We start from the raw sequence: 21,965 nt of genomic DNA on the forward strand, positions 1-21,965 counted from the left end.
GCTGTCGCAGCCCATCGCGACACAAGGCCGCTCCTACAAAAAAGCGCGCACTCAGCGAAGCACTAAAAACGACCACCCACACATTCGGGGTATGTTGCCCCTCGGCAAATCCCTCGATAGTGAACCCATCGGCTCGATCCGGAGCACTCACACGATGGAGTTGCCATGCGCAAGGTACTGAAGGTGATTGGTGGTCTGCTGCTGGCGTCTGGTGCCAGTCTGGCCCAGGCGACAGATGTAGACAGCGCCAACACGCTACGGCTGTACAACTGGACCGACTACATCGGCGAAACCACCCTGGCCGACTTCGAGAAGGCCACCGGCATCAAGGTCATCTACGACACCTTCGACGGCTACGAAACGGTACAGACCAAACTGCTGACCGGCCGCTCCGGCTACGACCTGGTCATGCTCAACGCCTCGCTGGTCCCCCCGATGATCAGCGCCGGCGTGTTCCAGGCACTGGACAAGCAGCAACTGCCCAGCTGGCAAAACCTCGATCAGCAGGTGGTCAACAACCTGCAGGGTTACGACCCTGGCCTGAAGTACTCGGCGCCCTACACCTGGGGCAGCTCGGGGGTCACTTACAACGTCGACAAGATCACCGCGCGCATGCCCGATGCGCCGATCGGTTCGCTGGCCATGCTGTTCGACCCCAAGATCGTCTCGCGCTTCGCTGACTGCGGCGTGACCTTGATGGACGCGCCCACCGAGGTCATCCCGCTGGCCCTGCAGTACCTGGGCAAGGACCCGCGCAGCGCGTCGGCCGCCGACCTCAAGGCAGCCGAACAACTGCTGCTGGGCATCCGCCCCTACATTCGCAAGTTCGACTCGGTCAACTACCTCACCAGCCTGCCCAACGGCGATGTCTGCCTGGCGCTGACCTGGTCCGGTGACTACGCCACCGCCCAGGCCCGTGCGGTGGAGGCGAAGAAGGACATCAAGCTGTCGTTCTTCATCCCCCAGGAAGGTTCACTGATCTGGTTCGACAACCTGTACATCCCCAAGGATGCGCCGCACGCGGCCAACGCCCACCGCTTCATCGAGTTCCTGCTGCAGCCGCAGACCATGGCCAAGGTCACTGACTACATCCACTACGCCAACAGCAACGCCGCCGCCACCGCGCTGGTGCGTGACGATATCCGCCAGGACCCGGCCATCTACCCCGACGCACAAACCCGTGAGCGCCTGTTCGCGCAGAAAACCCAGAGCCCCAAGGACATGCGCGCCATCACCCGGGTCTGGAGCACGGTCAAGACCGGTTTCTGAACACTGCCTAACGTTTCCCGCCAAGGAGCTGCCCATGGCCACCCCAAGCAAAGCATTCGCTATCGCCCACGACACGCTGGTGGAAGCCGACAAGGCCCACTACATGCACGGCTACCATGTGTTCGACGAGCACCGCGAGCAAGGCGCGCTGAACATCGTCGCGGGCGAGGGCGCCTACATTCGTGACAGCCACGGCAACCGTTTCCTCGATGCCGTCGGCGGCATGTGGTGCACCAACATCGGCCTGGGTCGCGAGGAAATGGCCCTGGCCATCGCCGACCAGGTGCGTCAGCTGGCGTATTCGAACCCGTTCTCCGACATGGCCAACGCTGTGGCCATCGAGCTGTGCCAGAAGCTTGCGCAGCTGGCACCGGGCGACCTGAACCACGTGTTCCTCACCACCGGCGGCTCGACTGCTGTCGACACCGCCTACCGGCTGATCCAGTACTACCAGAACTGCCGCGGCAAGCCACACAAGAAGCACATCATCGCCCGCTACAACGCCTACCACGGCTCTACTACCCTGACCATGTCGATTGGCAACAAGGCCGCCGACCGGGTGCCGGAGTTCGACTATCACCACGACCTGATCCACCACGTCTCCAACCCCAACCCGTACCGCGCCCCGCACGACATGGACGAGGCCGAGTTCCTCGACTTCCTGGTGGCCGAGTTCGAGGACAAGATCCTGTCGCTGGGCGCCGACAACGTGGCCGCGTTCTTTGCCGAACCGATCATGGGCTCGGGCGGGGTGATCATCCCGCCCAAGGGCTACTTCCAGCGCATGTGGCAACTGTGCCAGACCTACGACATCCTGTTCGTCGCCGACGAGGTGGTGACCTCGTTCGGGCGCCTGGGCACCTTCTTCGCCAGTGAAGAACTGTTTGGCGTCACCCCCGACATCATCACCACCGCCAAGGGCCTGACCTCGGCCTATCTGCCGCTGGGCGCGTGTATCTTCTCCGAGCGTATCTGGGAAGTGATTGCCGAGCCGGGCAAGGGCCGCTGCTTCACCCATGGCTTCACCTACAGCGGTCACCCGGTGTGCTGCACGGCGGCGCTGAAGAACATCGAGATTATCGAGCGCGAGCAACTGCTCGATCACGTCAAGGACGTGGGTGGCTACCTGGAGCAGCGCCTGCAAAGCCTGCGCGAGTTGCCGCTGGTGGGTGATGTGCGTTGCATGAAGCTGATGGCCTGCGTCGAGTTTGTCGCCGACAAAGCCAGCAAGGCGCTGTTCGCGGATGAGGTAAACATCGGCGAGCGCATCCACAGCAAGGCCCAGGCCCGCGGCTTGCTGGTGCGCCCGATCATGCACCTGAACGTGATGTCGCCACCGCTGATCATCACCCATGCGCAGGTGGACGGGATTGTCGAAACCTTGCGCCAGTGCATCCTCGAAACCGCGCGCGAACTCACGGCGCTTGGCCTGTACCAAGGCCGATGAACCTGGCGCAAAGGGCTGTGCGCGGGCGTACCCGGCAGGCTAGACTGCCGGGCATGACCCAGGCCACTCCCGACACCCCGCTTACCCTGACAATGGGCGCGCTGCAGCAATGGCATGCGGCGCTGCAGCGTGCTTTGGCCAATAGCGAAACGCCCGAGGCGTTGGAGTATGTGGCCGCTGCCATTGGCCAGCTGGTGCAGGTGGAATCGATGATGATCAGCCTTGAGTGCCAGGGGCGCGCGCCGCAGCTGCTCTACCAGCAGGGCATTCCCGAGCTGCACCGCGCTGCGGTGCTGGAGCGTTATTTCAGTGCCGGCTACTTGCTCGACCCGTTCTGCCTCGCCGTGCAAAGCGGCCTGGCCGAAGGCTTTTACCACCTGCAGGAAATCGCCCCGGACAACTTCTTCGACAGCGACTATTACAAGGCCTATTACCTGGGCACCGGTTGCAGCGAAGACAGCTACTACATCGTCGATCTCAGCGCTGGGCGCAAGCTGTCGCTGAGCCTGTTCCAGGGTTGCAGCGGCACGCCTCTGAGTGCCGGGCAGGTCGACTTGCTGCGGGCGCTGGAGCCGATGGTGCGGGAACTGTTGGGGCGTTATGCCCGGCATAACCTGGAGCCCGGCGCAGCATCGGCCGAACACGGCAGCCTGCAGGCAGCGTTCGACAGCTTTGGTTGCCAGGTGCTGACCGACCGTGAGCGGGAGGTGGCACATATGATCTTGCGCGGGCACTCGGTGAAGTCGACCGCGCTGGCGCTGGGCATCTCACCGGAGACGGTGCGCATGCACCGCAAGAACCTGTACCTGAAGCTGGAGATCAACTCGCAGTCCGAGTTGTTTGCACGGTTTATCGACTGGTTGCGCGGCGATCAGCTGAAAATCTAGAAGTTTTTGCGGTCCCTGCGGGAGCGGGCATGCCCGCTCCCGCAGGAATCGCGTCAGTTTTGAAATTTCGGGTAGTTCACGAAGCGGCCAGACGGGCCTCCAGCGCGGCGATGTGCGCCTGTAGCCGCTCATGCTCCTGGCGCTCGGCGCTGATGTCTTCGAACACGCTGATCAGGTGTTCCGGTTCGCCGCTGTCCCGGCGCTGCAGTGAGGTGCGGGCGCGTACCCAGATGTACTCGCCATTCTTGCGGCGCACGCGTTTTTCCACTTCGTAACGCTCGGTTTCACCGGCCAGCATGCGTTGCAGCAACTGCAGGTTCTGCGCCAGATCGTCAGCGTGGGTGATCTGCTGGAAGGTCATGCCGTAAAGCTCTTCGGCGCGGTAGCCCAGCAACTCGCACAGGCTGTTGTTGACCCGCTGCCAGGTGCCGTCCGGGTCGATGTAGGCCAGGGCGCCCCAGGCCAGCTCGAAGATTGCCCGGAAGCGTTCCTCGCTCTGGCTTAGCGCCTGCTGGGCCACTTGGCGTTCGGTGTTGTCCATGCTGATGCCGACCATCTTCACCGACCGCCCGGCGCTGTCGCGTACCACCGTGGCGCGGGAAGAAATCCAGCGCACTTCACCGTCCGGGCGGGCAATGCGGAAGTCACATTCACAGCCACCGCCGTCTGCCACCGCGTCGGCGTACATCAGCTGCATGCGCTGCACGTCTTCGTCGGGCAGGTGCTTCCAGAAGTCTTCGTTGTGCCGCACCGGCCAGCCATAGACCTGCTCGACGTTGGGCGAGTAGGTGACTTCGTCGCTGATCAGGTTCCATTCCCAGGTGACGATGCGTGCGCCTTCCTGGGCGAGCTTCATGCGCGTTTCGCTTTCCATGATCTCGGCGGTCAGGCGCCGACGCACATCCGTCATCGGCAGCTCGACCACCTGCGGTTGCTGGATGTTCTGCAGTGCTTCGTCGCCATAGCGCAACCAGATCCAGTTGACCTTGAGAAAGTCGGCCAGCTTGCGCAGGTTGTCGTAGTCGATCTCGCCGCCGCGGGTCCACTTGTGCACGGCGGTGCGCGAGATGCCCAAGGCCGTGCCCACGGCTTGCAGGGTCAGCTTGTGATGCTCGAGCAGTTCCTTGAGGCGGAAGGCGAAGCTGTTTTCCAACATCGGCAGGGTGTCCTGATCTGGGCCAAGAGCCTGCCAGTATACCCAAGCTGTCAACTTTTGGTTGACGGGTCCTCACGCTGCCTCTTTTGGGGAGAACCTTGTGCTGCCTGCACTGGCCTCATCGCCGGCACAGGCAACATCAGCCGGGCGGTTGTTAAAGGTCCAGCACCAGCCGCGCCGTACGGGCGCGGGAAACGCACAGCATGATGCTCTGCTGCGCCGCTTTCTCTTCATCGCTCAGGTACTGGTCGTAATGCTCGGCTTCACCCTCGAGGATGGCCGTCTCGCACGTACCGCACACACCTTCGCGGCACAGGCACTCGACCTTGGCAGCCTTGGACTTCTCGATGGCCTGCAGAATGGTCATGCCTTCTTCCACCTGCAGTTCCACGCCCGATTGCGCCAGCACCACGGTAAAGGCACTGCCGGTGACCGGGGTGGCGGCAAACTGTTCCCAATGCACGCGCTGCTCGGCAATGCCGGCCTTGGCGGCGCAGGCGATGACCGCATCGATCAGCGGTTTTGGTCCGCACACGTACAGGTGCGCTTGCTCGTCCAGCCCCGCGCACAGGGCGGCCAGGTCAAGCTTGCGGTCGAGGCTGTCGATGTAGAACTGGGTGCGTGCAGCGTGCGGGCCGTTGGCCAACTGGTCCTGGAACGCGCCGTGCTCTGGCGCGCGGAAAGCATAGTGCAGCTCGTAGTCGGCGCTGCCGCCTTCCAGCTCATGCAGTTGCGCCAGGAACGGGGTAATGCCGATGCCGCCGGCAATCAGCACGTGCCGGCCGGCCGAAGGGTCCAGGGCGAAGAGGTTGTTGGGCGAGGAGATGGTCAGGCGGGTGCCGACTTCCACCTGTTGGTGCATGAACGCCGAGCCCCCCTTGGACTGTTCTTCCAGGCGCACGCCGATCTGGTAGCTGCGGGTGTCACGCGGGTCGCTCATCAACGAGTAGGCGTTACTGAACTGGTTGCCGTCAGCGCCTTGCATCTGCACGATGACGTGGCTGCCGCCGGTGAAGGCGGGCATCGCCGCGCCGTCTTCGCGGGCCAGGGTAAAGCGCTTGATCAGCGGTGTGGCGTGTTCCACGTCGGTCACGCGCACGCTGAACATTTCATAAGTGTTGGCCATGGTTCACCTCGACTGCCTGGGTGCGCGGCAGGCCCTGCCGCGCACCTTTACGTGCCAATAAACGTGGAGCGGTTGCCATCAATCGTCGAGGTGGGCCACGGCGATCAGGTTGTGGAAGTGGGCAATGCCGTGTTCGCTCATGCCGCTGCGCTCGCGGTCGGCCATGATGCGGCCCTGGCCACGGTAGCCACGCGACTTCAGGCCCTTCTGCACGCTTTCGACCAGGCGCAGGTCTTCTGGGCGGAACACTTCGCGGTACCAGTCGATCAACTTCTGCTGCTCTTCGGTGATGTCCTTGTTCAGGAAGTAGATGTCGTAGTGCTGCAGGGTGGTTTCGGCATCGACCGGGAACTCATAGATCACGGTCATGAAGTTGGCCCCTGGCGGCACGTTGAACATGGTGCACGGCCAGGCCCAGAAGCCGGCGAACGACGGGTCTTTCACGGTTTCGTCGAACTTGAACGACTGCTCCGAAGGCTTGGCCAGGCCATATTGCAGGGTCCAGTTACCGTGCATGGTGTGGCTGTACTGGCCGACGTCGACCGAGTCGGAGAAGCCTGGGTGCGCCGGGGCGCAGTGGTAGCATTCCAGGTAGTTGTCGACGATCGACTTCCAGTTGGCCGGGGTGTCACTGACGAAGCGCGCCGCCAGGTGCAGGTCGTCGATGACCGCGCAGGCTTCACGCATGCGTGCTTGCATGCCTGGCAGCTGGTCTTCGACGGAGCCGGCCTCCATGTCCATGTTGATGAAGATGAAGCCGGCGTATTCCTCGACGCGCAGCTGCACCAGGGTGGAGTTCTCTTTGTCGAAGTTGACCACGTTGTCGCAATTGCGGGCGTGGGCCAGTTCGCCGTCGAGCTTGAAGGTCCAGGCGTGGTACGGGCAGGTGATGACGTTTTTGGCCTTGCCGCTACCGCTGAGCAGCTGGTGGCCACGGTGCGGGCAGACGTTGTAGAACGCACGCAGCACGCTGTCACGGCCGCGTACGACGATGATGCTTTCGCCGATCACTTCGCGGGTGATGTAGGCATTGTTGTCTGCCACTTCGCTGCGGTGGCCCACGCAGATCCAGCTGCGGGCGAAGATGGCTTCTTTCTCGTGTTCGAACACAGCGGCCTTGGTGTAGAAATTGGCCGGGATGGTGAAGGCCTCGTCGGCGTTCGCACAGAAATCGGCGGGCAGGCGTTTGAAGTCGTTCATGACAGGTTTCTCACAAGCTCGGTTTATAGTTGTTGGTTAACGCGTACCTGCCGGTTAACAGGTCAGGCAAAAAAAATTGCAGACAGCAAGGGGGCTGCTAGGCAGCCCATCGCGGGCAAGCTCGCCCTTACAGGGTTAATCAGTGCACCGCAGCTGCACTGCGCGGGGCGTGTTCGGCAGGGGCTTCACCGGCCATCCGTGCTGCCTCTTCCTCGATGACGTGGGCCGGTACCTGGCCGTAGTCGGCGATCATCCACTTGAAAAAGCCATAGATCTTCACCAGCAGAATCACCATGAACGGGATTGCAGTGAGCACCACGGCGGTCTTCATGGTCGACAGCGAGGCCTTGGCGAACAGCATGGCCAGTGGCACCAGGGTCAGCACCACGCACCAGAACAGGCGGTGGGTGGGTGTCGGGTCGTCACCTTCACGCAGGTTGCGGGTGCTGGTGGCAGCCACAGCATAGGCCGCGGCATCCATGTGCGAGGCACAGAAGATGGCCATGATGAACAGGTACACACCGAGGAACACCTGGCCCCACGGCAAGGCCAGCAGCAGGTGCGTCACGGCCGATTCGCCGCCTTGTTCGGCGAGCATTTTCGGTACATCCACGGCGCCGGTGATGAACTGGTGCATGCTGTAGCTTTCCAGCGCGCCGAAGAAGAACCAGCAACCGAAACTGCCCCCCAGCAGCAGGGCCAGGACCACTTCCTTGATCTGCCGACCGCGCGAAACGCGGGTGACGAACATGGCCACACCCGGGGCGTACGACACCCACCACAGCCAGTAGAATACTGTCCAGTTGCGGGTGAAGGCGCCGTCGCCCGCCGGGTCGGTGAACAGGCTCATGTGCACGTAGTTCTGGATCATCAGGCCAATCGAGTTGGCGGTGTTGTTGAGGGTGAACTGGGTCGGGCCCACCAGCAGGACGACAGCGGCAAACACCAGCGCGCCGATGCACACCATCTTGCTCAGGCGCTGCAGGCCACCATCGATACCGATGTAAGAGCTGAGCGAGAACATCACTGCGACGCCACCGATCACCATCAATTGCACGGTGAAGGTATCCGGGGTGCCGGTCAGGTCATGCAGGCCGCGGGTCAGGGTCGAGGCGGTGAGGGCCAGCGACACAGTCAGTGCGCCCATCATGGTCAGCAGGAAGATCAGGTCGACGCTCCGGCCTACCGGCCCAGTGGCCTTGAAGCCCGTCACCGCTTCGATAACCGAAGCCAGGTTCAGGCCGCTCTTCTTGCGTACATGGAAGTGGTAGGCCATGGCCAGTGATGCCAGGGCGTAGATCGACCAGGCGCTGATGCCCCAGTGGAAGAACGAGTAGCCCACGCTGTACTCGAGTGCCTTGGGGGTGGCAGCAGCGATGTTCAGGCCTGGGGTCTGGTAGTAGTAGGCCCATTCCATCACGCCCCAGTAGAGGGTCGACGAACCCATGCCGGCACAGATGAACATGAACACCCAGGTGGCGGTGGCATATTCAGGCTTGCCACTGCCCAGGCGGATGTTGCCGTACTTGCTGAAGGCCAGGTACAGCACGGCCAGGGTACTGCCAAACACCAGCACCTGCACGCTGGTACCGAAGGTGCGGGTGGACAGCTCGAACAACTGGTTGGCGGCGCTTTCAGCCTGGGCGGGGAAGGCTGCAAGGCCGATCACGGTGAGCAATACGGCGATCAGGCTCACGGTAATCAGGAACACATCAATCTTTTTATTCTTGTGCGACATCATCGTCTCCTGGACGTTGGCGTACTTGTTATACCCGGCAGGCATCCGGGGTGTTGCGGTACCACTCCTTCCTTGGTCGTTAACCAGTGGTTAACCAATATCTAATGGTTAACAGATTTTGCATACAATCCACGTCGCTCGCAAGAGGCAAAGGGCCGATTGTCAGACACTTCTGACAATCGGCCCGGGTGTTATCAGGCTTCGATCAGCGCGGTGATGGCCTGGCCCACCTGCTGGGTAGACTGCTGGCCACCCATGTCGCGGGTCACGTCACCGGCGGCGATGACCTGCTCGATGGCTTTGAGGATGTCGTCGTGGGCGGCGCGGTAGCGTGGGTCGGCGCCTTCGTTGCCGAGGAAGTCGAGCATCAGTGCACCGGACCAGATCATCGCGATCGGGTTGGCGATGTTCTTGCCGTAGATGTCTGGCGCCGAGCCGTGCACCGGCTCGAACAGCGACGGGAATTTGCGTTCGGGGTTCAGGTTGGCCGAAGGCGCGATGCCGATGGTGCCGGCGCACGCCGGGCCCAGGTCGGACAGGATATCGCCGAACAGGTTCGAGGCCACGACCACGTCGAAGCGGTCCGGTTGCAGTACAAAGCGGGCGCAGAGGATATCAATGTGCTGCTTGTCCCAGCTGATTTCCGGATAATTGGCTGCCATCGCTGCGGTGCGCTCGTCCCAGTACGGCATGCTCACGGCCATGCCGTTGGACTTGGTGGCCGAGGTGACGTGCTTGCGCTCGCGGGTCTGGGCCACCTCGAAGGCGTACTTGAGAATGCGGTCGACGCCACGGCGGGTGAACACTGATTCCTGCAGCACGAACTCGTTTTCGGTGCCTTCGAACATGCGCCCGCCCAGCGATGAGTACTCGCCTTCGGTGTTTTCGCGGATAACCACGAAGTCGATATCGCCGGGTTCACGACCCGCCAGCGGGCAGGGTACGCCGGGGAACAGGCGCACCGGGCGAATGTTCACGTACTGGTCGAAGTCGCGGCGGAACTTGAGCAGCGAACCCCACAGCGAGATGTGGTCCGGCACTTTGTCTGGCCAGCCCACGGCACCAAAGTACAGGGCGTCGAAACCTTTGAGCTGTTCGAACCAGTCATCCGGCATCATCTTGCCGTGGGCCAGGTAGTAGTCGCAGCTGGCCCACTCGAAGAACTCGAAGCTGATGTCCAGGCCGTGCTTGCGCGCGGCGGCCTCGACGACCCGAATACCTTCAGGCAGTACTTCGTTGCCGATGCCGTCGCCTGGGATTGCCGCGATTCTGAACGTCTTGCTCATGGGGTGCACTCTTTGTCTGGGGAACAGGTGCTGGTCATGCTATAAGGGCTCGGCTCGGAGATAATCTGGCGAATCATGGATTCTTGGAACACGGTACGTGAATAATCTGCCCAGCCTCGACGACCTCAACATCTTCCTGCAAGTGGCCAAGCGCGCCAGCTTCGCGGCCGTGGCCGACGAGCTGGGCATGTCGGCGGCGTACATCAGCAAGCGCATTCGCATGCTTGAGCAAACCCTGGAAGTGCGCCTGTTGCACCGCACCACCCGGCGGGTGACGGTGAGCGAGGAAGGTGAGCGGGTGTATCAATGGGCGTTGCAGATATTCGACGCCGTGCAGCGCATGGGCGATGACATCAGTGCCCAGCACCGCGAGCCGGCCGGGCAGTTGCGCATCGCCAGCAGCCTGGGGCTGGGGCGGCGCTTCGTGGCGCCGGCTTTGTCGGAGCTGGCCGAGCGCTACCCGCGGCTGGACATTCGCCTGGATGTGCACGATCGCCTGGTGGACCTGATCGCCGAAGGTGTCGACCTGGACATCCGCGTGGGCAACGCCATTGCCCCCAACCTGATCGCCAAGCCGCTGGCGCGTAACCGCCGGGTGCTCTGTGCTGCGCCGGCTTACCTGGCGCGGCGGGGTTCGCCCAAGGTGCTGGGCGACCTGGGCAGCCACGACTGCCTGGTGATCAAGGAACGTGACCACCCGTTTGGTGTGTGGCAACTGATGGGGCCGATGGGTGAAGAAAGCGTGCGTGTGACGGGCGGCCTGTCGACCAACCATGGTGAAGTGGCGCACCAGTGGTGCCTGGATGGCCGAGGGATACTGCTGCGTTCATGGTGGGATGTGCATGACAGCCTGCAGGACGGGCGCCTGGTGCAGGTGCTGGAGGCCTATCACCAGCCGGCGGATATCTGGGCGGTATACACCTCGCCGCTGGCCAGCTCGGCCAAGGTGCGGGTGGCGGTGGACTTTTTCCGGCAGTACTTTGCCGAGCGCTACAGCTTGCCGGAGTAGGCCGAACCCAGATCATGTGCGCTCCGCTTTTGATTTTTTATGGGATCAACTGTCTTGCACCATCAATCAGGCTAGCGCATCACCCTGCAGGAGCAGCACAAGGCTGCTCCTACAACAATCAAAAGCGCAGCGCGGTGGGTTTCAGGGCACGGGGATACGGGAAACCGCCTTCACTTCGCGCAGCGCCAGGCTTGACTGGATCGAGGCAATGCCTGGCTGACGGCGCAACACCTCTTCCACGAATCGCCCATAACTCTCCAGGTCATTTGCCAACACCGTCAGCACATAGTCAGCCTCGCCGGTTACCTTGTGGCAGGACAGCACCTGCGGCAGTTTCAATATCACCTGCTCGAACTCATCCGGTGCGTTGGCCGAATGGTTGCCAAAGCGCACCTGGGCAAACGCCATCACGTCGTAGCCCAGCTTCCTGCGGTCGAGGTTGGCCTGGTAATCCTTGATGATGCCCAGCTCTTCCAGCCGTTTGCGCCTGCGCCAGCAGGGCGTCACGGTCATCGACAAACGCTCGCCCAGCGCAGCGCTCGACAGGGTGCCGTCCTCCTGCAAAAGGCGCAGCAGCTCGCGGTCGGTGTCGTCCAAATGTTCGATAGCAAAGGCTTTGCTCATTGCCGGCCAATTCTGTGATTAATTTCCTCAAGCATCCGGTTTGGCTGAGCATAAAGCAAAGCATTTTCACGGTTCAGGCGCGAAAATTGGTTATCCGGTAACCCCTTGAAAAAGGACATTCGTGTGCTGACAGTTTTTAGCAACAATCACCGCTTGCACCATGGCTCGGAACTCAAGGACGGCGCCATTACGCCATCGTTCGAAAACCCCCAGCGTGCCGACACCGTACTGGCCCGGGTGCGCAGCACGGGCCTTGGCGATGTCATTGCCGAACAGGCCTTCGACCGGGCCTGCTACGTGGCGGCGCACAGCGAGCGCTACGTAAGCTTCCTGGAAAACGCCTGGTCGGAATGGGCCGCCACCGGCAAAACCCACGATGCGCTGCCGCTGGTGTGGCCAGTGCGCGACCTGGCCATCGACCGTGAGCCCGGCTTCATCGACGGCAAGCTGGGCTTTTATGCCATGGACGCGGGGGCCCCGATCACCGCCGGCACCTGGGAGGCGGTGCGCAGCAGCGCCGACGTTGCCTTGACCGGCATGCAGCGCATCATCGACGGTGCCGACAGTGCCTTCGCCCTGTGCCGCCCACCGGGGCACCATGCGGCCCGGGAATACATGGGCGGCTATTGCTACCTGAACAACGCCGCCATCGCCGCCGAGCGCTGCCTGAGCCAGGGCGCCAGGCGCGTGGCTGTGCTGGATGTGGACTTCCACCACGGTAACGGCACACAGAACATCTTCTACGATCGCCCCGATGTGTTCTTTGCCTCCCTGCATGGCGACCCGCACGTGTCCTACCCGTATTTTTCCGGCTACGCCCATGAACAAGGCGCAGGCGCTGGCGAGGGTTTCAACGCCAACTACCCGATGGGCAAGGGCACCCGCTGGGCCCAGTACCAGCCGGCTTTGCAGGATGCACTCAAGCGCATTGTCGCGCACAAGCCGCAGTTTCTGGTTGTGTCGCTGGGGGTCGACACCTTCGAGGATGACCCGATCAGCCACTTCAAGCTCACCAGCGACGACTTCCTGCGCATGGGCGCCGAGATCGCCAGTGCCGGTATCCCGACCCTGTTCGTGATGGAGGGCGGTTACATGGTCGACGAAATCGGCATCAATGCAGTGAACACCTTGCAAGGTTTTGAAAGCGCGCGCTAACCCGCCTGAGAAGCCGTGACGAAGCCAGTAATGGGCGTCGCCACGGCACCGCGACATGTGACAGGCCAACAATAACAAGAGGTCGCCATGCAAGACATGCCCGCAAGCCTTGAGCAAAGCAAACCGGTAACGCCCGACCGTGACGGGCACCTGCAACGCACGCTGGAAAACCGCCACATCCAGCTGATTTCCATAGGGGGCGCCATTGGCACCGGCCTGTTCATGGGCTCGGGCAAGGTGATCGCGCTGTCCGGCACCTCGATCCTGTTGGTCTACGCCATCCTCGGGTTCTTCGTGTTCTTCGTCATGCGTGCCATGGGCGAGTTGCTGTTGTCCGACCTGCGCTTCAAGTCGTTCGCCGATATCGTTGCCCATTACCTGGGCTCGCGCGCCGGCTTTGTGCTGAGCTGGTCGTACTGGCTGAGCTGGAGCGTGGCGGTGGTGGGGGACGTAGTCGTGGTGGCCGGTTTTTTCCAGTACTGGTACCCCGATGCACCGGCCTGGCTACCCGCGTTCTTCACCCTGTTCGTGCTGCTGGGGCTGAACATGCTGGCGGTGAGGATTTTTGGCGAGGTAGAGTTCTGGTTCGGCATCATCAAGATCGTCGCCATCGTGCTGTTGATCATCACGGCAGCGGTCATGATCGCCACGTCCTATACCTCGCCCAATGGCGTGGTTGCCTCGCTGTCGCACGTGGTCGCGCCGGGTGCGGTGCTGCCCCATGGCATCAGCGGTTTCTTTGCCGGGTTCCAGATTGCCGTGTTTTCCTTTGCCGGTACCGAGCTGATCGGCACCACCGCAGCGGAAGCGAAGAACCCTCATCGCTCGCTGCCCAAGGCCATCAACACCATCCCCTTGCGCATTCTGCTGTTCTACATCCTGGCGCTGGTGTGCATCATCAGCGTGGTGTCGTGGGCCGAGGTGCCGGCCAACCGCAGCCCCTTCGTCGAACTGTTCCTGCTGGCCGGCTTTCCGGCGGCGGCCGGCATGATCAACTTTGTGGTATTGACCTCGGCTGCCTCTTCGGCCAACAGCGGTGTCTACTCGGGCTGCCGGATGCTGTTCGGGCTGGCCGAGCGGCGTAACGCGCCGGCCCTGTTCGCCAGGCTTTCGGCACTGAGCGTGCCGGTGTACAGCCTGGTGTTTTCCGGCGTGTGCATGCTGATCGGGTTGAGCCTGCTGTTCATCATCCCGGAGGTGATGACGGTGTTCACGCTGATTTCGACCGTGTCGGCAATCCTGGTGATCTTTACCTGGTCGATGATCCTTGCCGCGTACCTCGCGTATCGCAAACGCAACCCGGCTGCGCACAATGCTTCGGTGTTCAAGTTGCCGGGCGGGGTGCCGGTGGCGGTCACGACCCTGGGCTTTCTCGGCTTTGTGCTGGTGTTGCTGGCACTGCAGCCGGATACCCGCCTGGCATTGTGCGTGATGCCGTTGTGGTTCGTGTTCCTGTTGCTGGCCTACCGCCGCCGCGCTCAAGCGCATTCCTGAGCACAACACATACCCTGTGGGAGCGGGCATGCCCGCGAAGCAGGCGACGCGGTGGATGGCACGGGCTCTGCCCGTGATCGCGGGCGCGCCCGCTCCCACAGGGTGCAAGTTTTGTTCATAGTGCCTGTTGCTCGATCAACCCCAGGCACCGCTGCACGATCGGGCTCACATCACCCTTGCGCCGGCTCAGAATGATCGGGCTGACGGCGCTGCTATCGAGCAAGCCGACATATTCGATATCGGTGCGGTGTTGCTGTTGTACCGACGCCGGCACCAGCGTTACCCCCACGCCGACGGCCACCAGGCCGATGGCCGTCTGCAATTCGTTGGCCCACTGGCTGACGCGGATGCTCATGCCATGCTGGGCAAACAGCGCCAGCACGTGGTCGGCATAACTGGGCCGGGGGTTGGCCGGGTAGAGGATGAACGCCTCGCCAGCCAGCTGCGCCAGGCTGACCGGGCTGCCCGCCAGCGGGTGGCCCTTGGGCAGCACGGCCACCAGCGGGTCCTCCCGCAGAACCTCTTGGTGGATGGCCGCGTCGTCGATGCGAATGCGCCCGAAGGCGATGTCGATGCGCCCGCTCTTCAACGCTTCCACCTGCTGCAGCGTGGTCATCTCGCTCAGGCCCAGTTCCAGCTCGCTGTCCTGGCGCAGCTCGCGGATCAGCTCTGGCAACACGTTGTACAGGGTCGAGGGGGCAAACCCGATGCCCAGCCACTGGCGCTGGCCCTGGCCAATGCGGCGGGTGTTGTCGCTGATGTTCTGCAGTTGCTGCAGCACGGTGCAGGTCTGTTCGTAAAAAAAACGACCGGCCTCGGTCAGCCGCAGCGGGCGTTCGCGCACGACCAGCAGGGTGCCGAGCTGGTCCTCCAGCTGGCTGATCTGCCGGCTCAAGGGGGGTTGGGCAATGTGCAGCAGCTCGGCGGCGCGGGTGAAGTTCAGGGTCTCGGCCAAGACTTTGAAGTAACGCAGGTGGCGCAGCTCCATCAGACCTCCAGGGTATGGTGGGAGATTCATTTGATATTGGACGGTCATCAGGGTCTCGCGCAATCCTTGAGCGATCAAGTAAATGCACCATTCGGGCCTGCAGTTGGCAGCCCGACCTGACGGGACCTGGCCACAATGACAAGCGCGCTGATTGAACGTATTGATGCAATTATCGTCGACCTGCCGACCATTCGCCCGCACAAGCTGGCAATGCACACCATGCAGCAGCAGACCTTGGTGGTATTGCGCGTGCGCTGCAGCGATGGCGTGGAAGGTATCGGCGAGGCCACCACCATCGGTGGCCTGGCCTATGGCTACGAAAGCCCCGAGGGCATCAAGGCCAACATCGACGCGCACCTGGCTCCGGCGCTGATTGGCCTGGCGGCAGACAACATCAATGCGGCCATGCTCAAGCTGGACAAGCTGGCCAAGGGCAACACTTTTGCCAAATCGGGTATTGAAAGCGCCTTGCTCGACGCCCAAGGCAAACGCCTGGGGCTGCCGGTGAGCGAGCTGCTGGGCGGCCGAGTGCGTGACAGCCTGGAAGTGGCCTGGACCCTGGCCAGCGGCGACACCGCCCGTGATATCGCCGAAGCGCAGCACATGCTGGAAATTCGCCGTCACCGGGTGTTCAAGCTGAAGATTGGCGCCAACCCGGTGGAGCAGGACATCAAGCACGTGGTGACGATAAAACGCGAACTGGGCGACAGTGCCAGCGTGCGGGTCGACGTCAACCAGTACTGGGACGAGTCCCAGGCCGTGCGTGCTTGCCAGGTGCTTGGCGACAACGGTATCGACCTGATCGAGCAACCGATCTTGCGCATCAACCGTGGCGGCCAGGTGCGCCTGAACCAGCGCAGCCCGGCCCCGATCATGGCCGATGAGTCGATCGAAAGCGTCGAGGACGCCTTCAGCCTGGCCGCCGACGGCGCGGCCAGCATCTTCGCCCTGAAAATCGCCAAGAACGGTGGCCCGCGAGCTGTGTTGCGCACTGCGCAAATCGCCGAGGCCGCCGGTATAGCGCTGTATGGCGGCACCATGCTCGAAGGCTCTATCGGCACCCTGGCCTCGGCCCATGCCTTCCTTACCCTGCGCCAACTGACCTGGGGCACCGAGCTGTTCGGCCCGCTGCTGCTGACCGAAGAAATCGTCAACGAGCCGCCGCAGTACCGCGACTTCCAACTGCACATCCCCCGCACCCCAGGCCTGGGCCTGACCCTGGACGAACAGCGCCTGGCGCGCTTCGCCCGTCGCTGATCAGCCAACAAGGAGATAATCATGCTGTTCCACGTGAAGATGACCGTGAAACTGCCGGTCGACATGGACCCGGCCAAGGCCACCCAGCTCAAGGCTGATGAAAAGGAACTGGCCCAGCGCCTGCAACGTGAAGGGACCTGGCGCCACTTGTGGCGCATTGCCGGGCACTACGCCAACTACAGCGTGTTCGACGTGCCCAGCGTCGAGGCGCTGCACGACACACTGATGCAGCTGCCGCTGTTCCCGTACATGGACATCGAGGTCGACGGCCTGTGCCGGCATCCCTCGTCGATTCACAGCGACGACCGCTGATACGCACCTGTCTGCCTGACAAGAACAATATGAGGTACGCACGATGACCGTGAAAATTTCCCACACTGCCGACATTCAAGCCTTCTTCAACAAAGTGGCTGGCCTGGACCACGCCGATGGCAACCCGCGCTTCAAGCAGATCATTCTGCGTGTGCTGCAGGACACCGCGCGCCTGGTCGAAGACCTGGAAATCACCGAAGACGAGTTCTGGCACGCCATTGATTACCTCAACCGCCTGGGGGGCCGTAACGAGGCTGGCCTGCTGGCCGCAGGCCTGGGTATCGAGCACTTCCTCGACCTGCTGCAGGACGCCAAGGATGCTGAGGCCGGCCTGAGCGGTGGCACCCCGCGTACCATCGAAGGCCCGCTGTACGTCGCCGGGGCGCCGTTGGCACAAGGCGAAGCGCGCATGGACGACGGTACCGACCCCGGCGTGGTGATGTTCCTGCAGGGGCAGGTGTTCGATGCCGACGGCAAGCCGCTGGCCGGCGCCACCGTCGACCTGTGGCACGCCAACACCCAAGGTACCTATTCGTACTTCGACTCTACCCAGTCCGAGTACAACCTGCGCCGCCGCATCATTACCGACGCCGAGGGGCGCTACCGTGCGCGCTCCATCGTGCCGTCGGGATATGGCTGCGACCCGCAGGGCCCGACCCAGGAGTGCCTGGACCTGCTCGGCCGTCATGGTCAGCGACCGGCGCACGTGCACTTCTTCATCTCGGCACCGGGGCACCGCCACCTGACCACGCAGATCAACTTCGAGGGTGACAAATACCTGTGGGACGACTTTGCCTACGCCACCCGCGACGGTTTGATCGGCGAGCTGCGGTTTGTCGAGGACGCTGCTGCGGCGCGTGATCGCGGCGTGCAAGGCGAGCGTTTTGCCGAGCTGGCGTTCGACTTCCACCTGCAGGGGACCACGGCGCCGGAGGCCGAGGCCCGCAGCCACCGGCCCCGTGCGTTGCAGGAAGGCTGAGACCTTTGGGGCTGCTGCGCAGCCCATTCGCGGCACAAGGCCGCTCCCACAGGGATCGCGCGCGACAGTGCCATCGTGCAATCCCTGTGGGAGCGGCCTTGCGCCGCGAATGGGGCGCGTAGCGCCCCCACAATGCTGACCATTTTTCGCTGTTTTTTTGCCTGGGCCTTTCCGTGCGGGGAGGGCCCGGGCTTTTTGCTGCCGGGGCCGGTGATCTAGAATCGATCTTTTGCCCGAGCCCCGCCCATGCTGCCCATCGCGCTGCTGCCAACCACCGCTGACCAGGCTCCGCTGGTCCGCAACCTCTACCAGTTCTATGCCTACGAGTCCTCCGACTGGGAGCAGGAAGACGTCGAAGTGGATGGTCGTTTCTACATCCACGACGAGCACCTGCAACGCTACTGGCAGGACGAGGGCTGGGGCGCGTACCTGGTGCTGGCGGACGGCTTTATCGCCGGTTTCGTGCTGGTGGAACGCAGTGAGCTGCCGGGCATTCACGCGCTTGAGCTGGCTGACCTGTTCATCCTGAAAAAGTACCGCCGCCAGGGCATCGGCCAGGCGGTAGCGTTGCAGCTGCTGGGCGGCGAGGGCGACTGGTTGCTGCGGTGCTACGCACACGACGCACCGGCCGTGGCGTTCTGCAGCGCCGTACTGGCGAACCTGTCGCGCCCGGCACAGGCCATTACGCTGACGGATGAACCGGACCTGCTCAGTTTCCTGGTGAGCGGCGCCCGGCATTGAGGATTGGCCGGCCGTTGTGCGGCGTTGAAGCGGAATAGCGACATTTTTGTGAGCTACTTCACAAAATCGTCATGGGCGGCATAATGCCATCAACGCCTCCCTAGACCTGGCAACCGCTTGCCGGGGTCCTTTTTCTTGCGCTTCGAAGGTTCAGGTAAAGTTCATGTCGCTAGCTGCAAACCCCGACATCATGTACCGGCTGTTGATTCAGAGCGTGGTGGATTACGCCATCTACCTGCTCACCCCCGAGGGTATCGTCGCCAACTGGAACCCCGGTGCCCAGCGCGCCAAGGGCTACCTTGCCGATGAAATCGTCGGCCAGCATTACTCGTTGTTCTACCCCGATGCCGAGCGTGCAGCCGGGCGGCCAGCGCTAAACCTTGAACAGGCGCGGCGCACGGGGCGTTTTGAAGAGACAGGCTCCCGCCTGCGCAAGGACGGCACGGCGTTCCACGCCCATGTAGTGATTGAAGCCGTGTACGACGATGCCGGGCAACTGGTGGGGTTCGCCAAGGTCACCCGCGACATTTCCGAACGCCGCCGCCAGGAACTGGAGCTGCTGCAGGCCAAGGAGCTGGCCGAGCAGTACAGCCAGGAAATGGCCAAGCTGTCGCAATTCCTGGACTCGGTCATTGCCAATATTCCCGCCAGCGTCATTGTCCAGGACCTGGAAAGCCAGCGCATCCTGTTGGCCAACCAGCAGGCCGAGCGCCTGTTCGGCGGCCCAGGGCGCAGCATGATCGGCCAACTGCCTGGCGAATGCCTGAGCCCGGCGGCCGCCGACTACCTTGAGCAGCAGCTGGCCCGTGGTGCCCGTAACACCAAAGGCCATGCTGCCGAGACCCGGGTCGAGACCGCCCGTGGTCCACGGACCCTGCGCAGCCGTACCTTGCTCAGCCAGCACTCCGAGGGCCAGGCGGATTACGTGCTGTTTGTCGCCGAAGACGCCACCGAGGAACTGGCGGCCCACGCACAGATTCACCACATGGCGCACCATGATGCGCTTACCGGGCTACCCAACCGCACCTTGTTCCACGAACGCCTGCGCCAGGCGCTGGTGCGTGGCAGCGAGAACGCCAAGCTGACCGCCGCCCTGTGCCTGGACCTGGACAACTTCAAGAACATCAATGACTCCCTTGGCCATGCCTTCGGCGACAAGCTGCTGCGCGAGCTGGGCAAACGCCTGCGCCGCGAGCTGCGCGAGCACGACACCCTGGCCCGGCTGGGTGGTGACGAGTTTGCCGTGGTACTGACCGGGCTCGATGGCCGCGATGCTGCGTGCAACACTGCGCAGCGGCTGATCAACGCGATCAGCCCGCCGTTCCGGATCGAAGGGCACCAGTTCTCCGTGGGGGTAAGTATCGGCATCGCCATCGCCCCGGATGACAATGATCAGGCCGAGCAGCTGCTGGGCTACGCCGACATGGCGTTGTACGAGGCCAAGCGCAACGGCCGCAATCGCTACGAATGCTTCGACGTGGAGCTTGACGTCGCTGCCCGCCAGCGCCGCCTGGTGGAAACCGACTTGCGCACAGCGCTGCACCTGGGCCAGTTGCAGCTGCATTACCAACCCGTGGTGGACCAGAAAACCAGTAGCGTGACCGGTTATGAGGCATTGCTGCGCTGGGAGCACCCGACCCGGGGCATGGTCATGCCCATGGACTTCATCCCTATCGCCGAGGAAACCGGGCTGATTCATGAACTGGGTATCCGGGCCTTGAACCTGGCCTGCCAGGAAGCGGCCAGCTGGGACAGTGAGCAGACGGTGTCGGTCAACCTGTCGCCGGTGCAGTTCAAAAATGCCAACCTGGTGCAGCTTGTCGCCTTGGCCCTGGCCGACTCGGGCCTGCCGGCGCAGCGCCTGGAGCTGGAAATAACCGAGTCGGTGTTGCTGGGTAACAGCGACGAAAACGTGCGCACCTTGCGCGCGCTGAAGGACTTGGGGGTATCGATTTCGCTGGACGATTTTGGAACCGGCTATTCATCGCTCGGCTACTTGCGCTCGTTCCCGTTCGACCGGATCAAGATCGACAAGTCGTTCGTGCATGACATGTGCGACAGCCGTGAAGCAATGTCGATCATCCGCGCCATTACCGACCTGTCCAACAGCCTGATGATCAAGACCACGGCCGAAGGGGTGGAGTCGCAAGAGCAGATGCGCCGGCTGGCGGCGGAGGGGTGCTCGCATTTCCAGGGCTACCTGTACGGGCGGCCGGCACCGGCGAGCGAGCGGTTGAAGCAGGTCATTACGCCAGGCTGACGGCTCACGCAGCCGATTGTGGGGGTAATTGGCTTGCTCAAATTTCAAGAGCTTGTGCAATCCTTGTGGGAGCGGCCATGCCCGCGAACACCGGCGCAGCCGGTGCCAGCCACCGAGTTGGCTTCTTCGCGGGCACGCCCGCGCCCACAAGGTCCGTGTCGTGCTTACGAATTTCAGCCATTCCAGTCTGGCGCAAACGGCGGGCTTACCACGCGTTGGTCTTTCGGCAATTGGGCAATCGCCGTGCGGTCTTCGTCGTCCAGTTGCACGTTCAATGCAGCCAGGTTGGCCAACTGGTTCTCGCGGCTGCTGGCTTTGGGGATCGCCGCCACACCGTCCTGGTCCAGCAACCACTTCAGTGCCACCTGGCTGGGCAGCACGCCATGCTTGCGGGCAATCGCCTGGATCACTGGCTGCGCCGCCGCCTGGCCCCGGGCCAGCGGGGTGTAGGCGGTGAGCAACAGGTCATGGCGGCGGGCGTAGTCGAGCAGCGGTTGCTGGCCGAGCAGCACGTGGTATTCCACCTGAATCGCCGACAACGGCGCGCCCAGGGTTTCCACCACCTGGCGCAGCAGGCCCAGCGGGAAGTTGGCCACGCCAATATGCCGTGCCTTGCCCTCGTCACGCAGCGCAACCAGGGTGTCGATACTGCGCGCCAGGTCCCAATCCTTGCCGGGCCAGTGGATATGGAACAGGTCGACCTGCTCGGTGCCCAATGCGCGCAGGCTGTCTTCCAGCGACTGGCGCATGGCCTTGGGCTCCAGGCGGTCCCACCACACCTTGGTGGTGAGGTGGATCTGTTCGCGTGGTACGTCGCTGTCGCGCAGGGCCTGGCCAACGGCCGCTTCGTTTTCGTAGGCTGTGGCAGTGTCGATGTGCCGGTAACCCAGGTCCAGCGCCTGGTGCACGGCCTGGGTGCATTCGGTGCCGGTCATCGGCCAGGTGCCCAGGCCGATTGCAGGCAGGTCCAGACCGTTTCGGGTGGTGAGCCTTTGCATGTAAATTCCTTGTAGGGTGTGCAGGGTTCGCATTCGATG

At 62.9% G+C, this 21,965-nt stretch carries 19 protein-coding genes; 11 read left to right on the forward strand and 8 right to left on the reverse strand.

The window, feature by feature from the left end; translation table 11 throughout:
* The first annotated feature begins 165 nt into the window (after positions 1-165).
* Genes AC07XM_RS27430 through AC07XM_RS27440 form a run of 3 tightly spaced genes read left to right on the forward strand, consistent with a single transcriptional unit; the run spans position 166 to position 3,603 of the window.
* Positions 166-1,269, forward strand: a complete 1,104-nt coding sequence (locus tag AC07XM_RS27430) for a polyamine ABC transporter substrate-binding protein (protein WP_095115441.1) — start codon at positions 166-168, stop codon at positions 1,267-1,269.
* A 34-nt stretch (positions 1,270-1,303) separates the two neighbouring features.
* Positions 1,304-2,716 carry an aminotransferase gene (locus AC07XM_RS27435; RefSeq protein ID WP_102690027.1) on the forward strand — a complete coding sequence of 471 codons (1,413 nt, stop codon included), beginning with the start codon at positions 1,304-1,306 and terminating at the stop codon, positions 2,714-2,716.
* Positions 2,717-2,769: 53 nt separating this feature from the next.
* Positions 2,770-3,603 (forward strand): helix-turn-helix transcriptional regulator, encoded by an 834-nt coding sequence (locus tag AC07XM_RS27440; RefSeq protein ID WP_016487560.1) that lies wholly within the window; start codon positions 2,770-2,772, stop codon positions 3,601-3,603.
* Between the two features lie 76 nt (positions 3,604-3,679).
* Here the strand turns inward: AC07XM_RS27440 and AC07XM_RS27445 are convergent, their stop codons facing one another.
* The 5 genes from AC07XM_RS27445 to AC07XM_RS27465 form a co-directional block, all read right to left on the reverse strand.
* On the reverse strand, positions 3,680-4,759 hold the full coding sequence (locus tag AC07XM_RS27445) for a helix-turn-helix domain-containing protein (protein ID WP_016487559.1): 1,080 nt from the start codon (positions 4,757-4,759) through the stop codon (positions 3,680-3,682).
* 154 nt (positions 4,760-4,913) lie between these two features.
* Positions 4,914-5,885: a PDR/VanB family oxidoreductase gene (locus AC07XM_RS27450; RefSeq protein ID WP_016487558.1), complete on the reverse strand. Its 972-nt coding sequence runs from the start codon at positions 5,883-5,885 to the stop codon at positions 4,914-4,916.
* A gap of 78 nt (positions 5,886-5,963) precedes the next feature.
* Entirely contained in the window at positions 5,964-7,085 is a 1,122-nt protein-coding gene (locus AC07XM_RS27455; protein ID WP_060517370.1) for an aromatic ring-hydroxylating oxygenase subunit alpha, read from the reverse strand.
* A 139-nt stretch (positions 7,086-7,224) separates the two neighbouring features.
* A complete protein-coding gene (locus AC07XM_RS27460) occupies positions 7,225-8,823 on the reverse strand; it encodes a BCCT family transporter (RefSeq protein WP_102690028.1) in 1,599 nt (532 codons plus the stop codon).
* A 194-nt stretch (positions 8,824-9,017) separates the two neighbouring features.
* On the reverse strand, positions 9,018-10,109 hold the full coding sequence (locus AC07XM_RS27465; RefSeq protein WP_016487555.1) for a tartrate dehydrogenase: 1,092 nt from the start codon (positions 10,107-10,109) through the stop codon (positions 9,018-9,020).
* A 97-nt stretch (positions 10,110-10,206) separates the two neighbouring features.
* Between AC07XM_RS27465 and AC07XM_RS27470 the strand changes: the two genes are divergently transcribed.
* Positions 10,207-11,118 (forward strand): LysR substrate-binding domain-containing protein, encoded by a 912-nt coding sequence (locus AC07XM_RS27470; protein WP_102690029.1) that lies wholly within the window; start codon positions 10,207-10,209, stop codon positions 11,116-11,118.
* Between the two features lie 141 nt (positions 11,119-11,259).
* Here AC07XM_RS27470 and AC07XM_RS27475 read toward each other — a convergent pair whose 3' ends face one another.
* Positions 11,260-11,742, reverse strand: coding sequence for an Lrp/AsnC family transcriptional regulator (locus tag AC07XM_RS27475; protein WP_016487553.1), 483 nt, complete (start codon positions 11,740-11,742; stop codon positions 11,260-11,262).
* A gap of 123 nt (positions 11,743-11,865) precedes the next feature.
* Here AC07XM_RS27475 and AC07XM_RS27480 point away from each other — a divergent pair, with 123 nt between their 5' ends.
* Positions 11,866-12,897, forward strand: a complete 1,032-nt coding sequence (locus AC07XM_RS27480; protein ID WP_023047754.1) for a histone deacetylase family protein — start codon at positions 11,866-11,868, stop codon at positions 12,895-12,897.
* An 87-nt stretch (positions 12,898-12,984) separates the two neighbouring features.
* A complete protein-coding gene (locus tag AC07XM_RS27485; protein WP_023047753.1) occupies positions 12,985-14,391 on the forward strand; it encodes an amino acid permease in 1,407 nt (468 codons plus the stop codon).
* Positions 14,392-14,506: 115 nt separating this feature from the next.
* Here the strand turns inward: AC07XM_RS27485 and catR are convergent, their stop codons facing one another.
* Positions 14,507-15,379 (reverse strand): HTH-type transcriptional regulator CatR, encoded by an 873-nt coding sequence (catR, locus tag AC07XM_RS27490; protein ID WP_016487551.1) that lies wholly within the window; start codon positions 15,377-15,379, stop codon positions 14,507-14,509.
* A gap of 135 nt (positions 15,380-15,514) precedes the next feature.
* Between catR and AC07XM_RS27495 the strand changes: the two genes are divergently transcribed.
* The 5 genes from AC07XM_RS27495 to AC07XM_RS27515 all read left to right on the forward strand — a co-directional run bounded on the left by AC07XM_RS27495 (position 15,515) and on the right by AC07XM_RS27515 (position 20,928).
* On the forward strand, positions 15,515-16,636 hold the full coding sequence (locus tag AC07XM_RS27495) for a muconate cycloisomerase family protein (protein WP_060517378.1): 1,122 nt from the start codon (positions 15,515-15,517) through the stop codon (positions 16,634-16,636).
* Positions 16,637-16,657: 21 nt separating this feature from the next.
* On the forward strand, positions 16,658-16,948 hold the full coding sequence (gene catC, locus AC07XM_RS27500; protein ID WP_016487549.1) for a muconolactone Delta-isomerase: 291 nt from the start codon (positions 16,658-16,660) through the stop codon (positions 16,946-16,948).
* 43 nt (positions 16,949-16,991) lie between these two features.
* Positions 16,992-17,927 (forward strand): catechol 1,2-dioxygenase, encoded by a 936-nt coding sequence (gene catA / locus AC07XM_RS27505; protein WP_016487548.1) that lies wholly within the window; start codon positions 16,992-16,994, stop codon positions 17,925-17,927.
* Between the two features lie 246 nt (positions 17,928-18,173).
* Positions 18,174-18,668, forward strand: coding sequence for a GNAT family N-acetyltransferase (locus tag AC07XM_RS27510; protein WP_016487547.1), 495 nt, complete (start codon positions 18,174-18,176; stop codon positions 18,666-18,668).
* Between the two features lie 163 nt (positions 18,669-18,831).
* On the forward strand, positions 18,832-20,928 hold the full coding sequence (locus AC07XM_RS27515; protein WP_016487546.1) for a putative bifunctional diguanylate cyclase/phosphodiesterase: 2,097 nt from the start codon (positions 18,832-18,834) through the stop codon (positions 20,926-20,928).
* A 173-nt stretch (positions 20,929-21,101) separates the two neighbouring features.
* Here the strand turns inward: AC07XM_RS27515 and AC07XM_RS27520 are convergent, their stop codons facing one another.
* Positions 21,102-21,926: an aldo/keto reductase gene (locus AC07XM_RS27520; protein WP_102690030.1), complete on the reverse strand. Its 825-nt coding sequence runs from the start codon at positions 21,924-21,926 to the stop codon at positions 21,102-21,104.
* Between the last annotated feature and the right edge of the window lie 39 nt (positions 21,927-21,965).

The organism is Pseudomonas sp. GW460-LB5 (assembly GCF_059423245.1).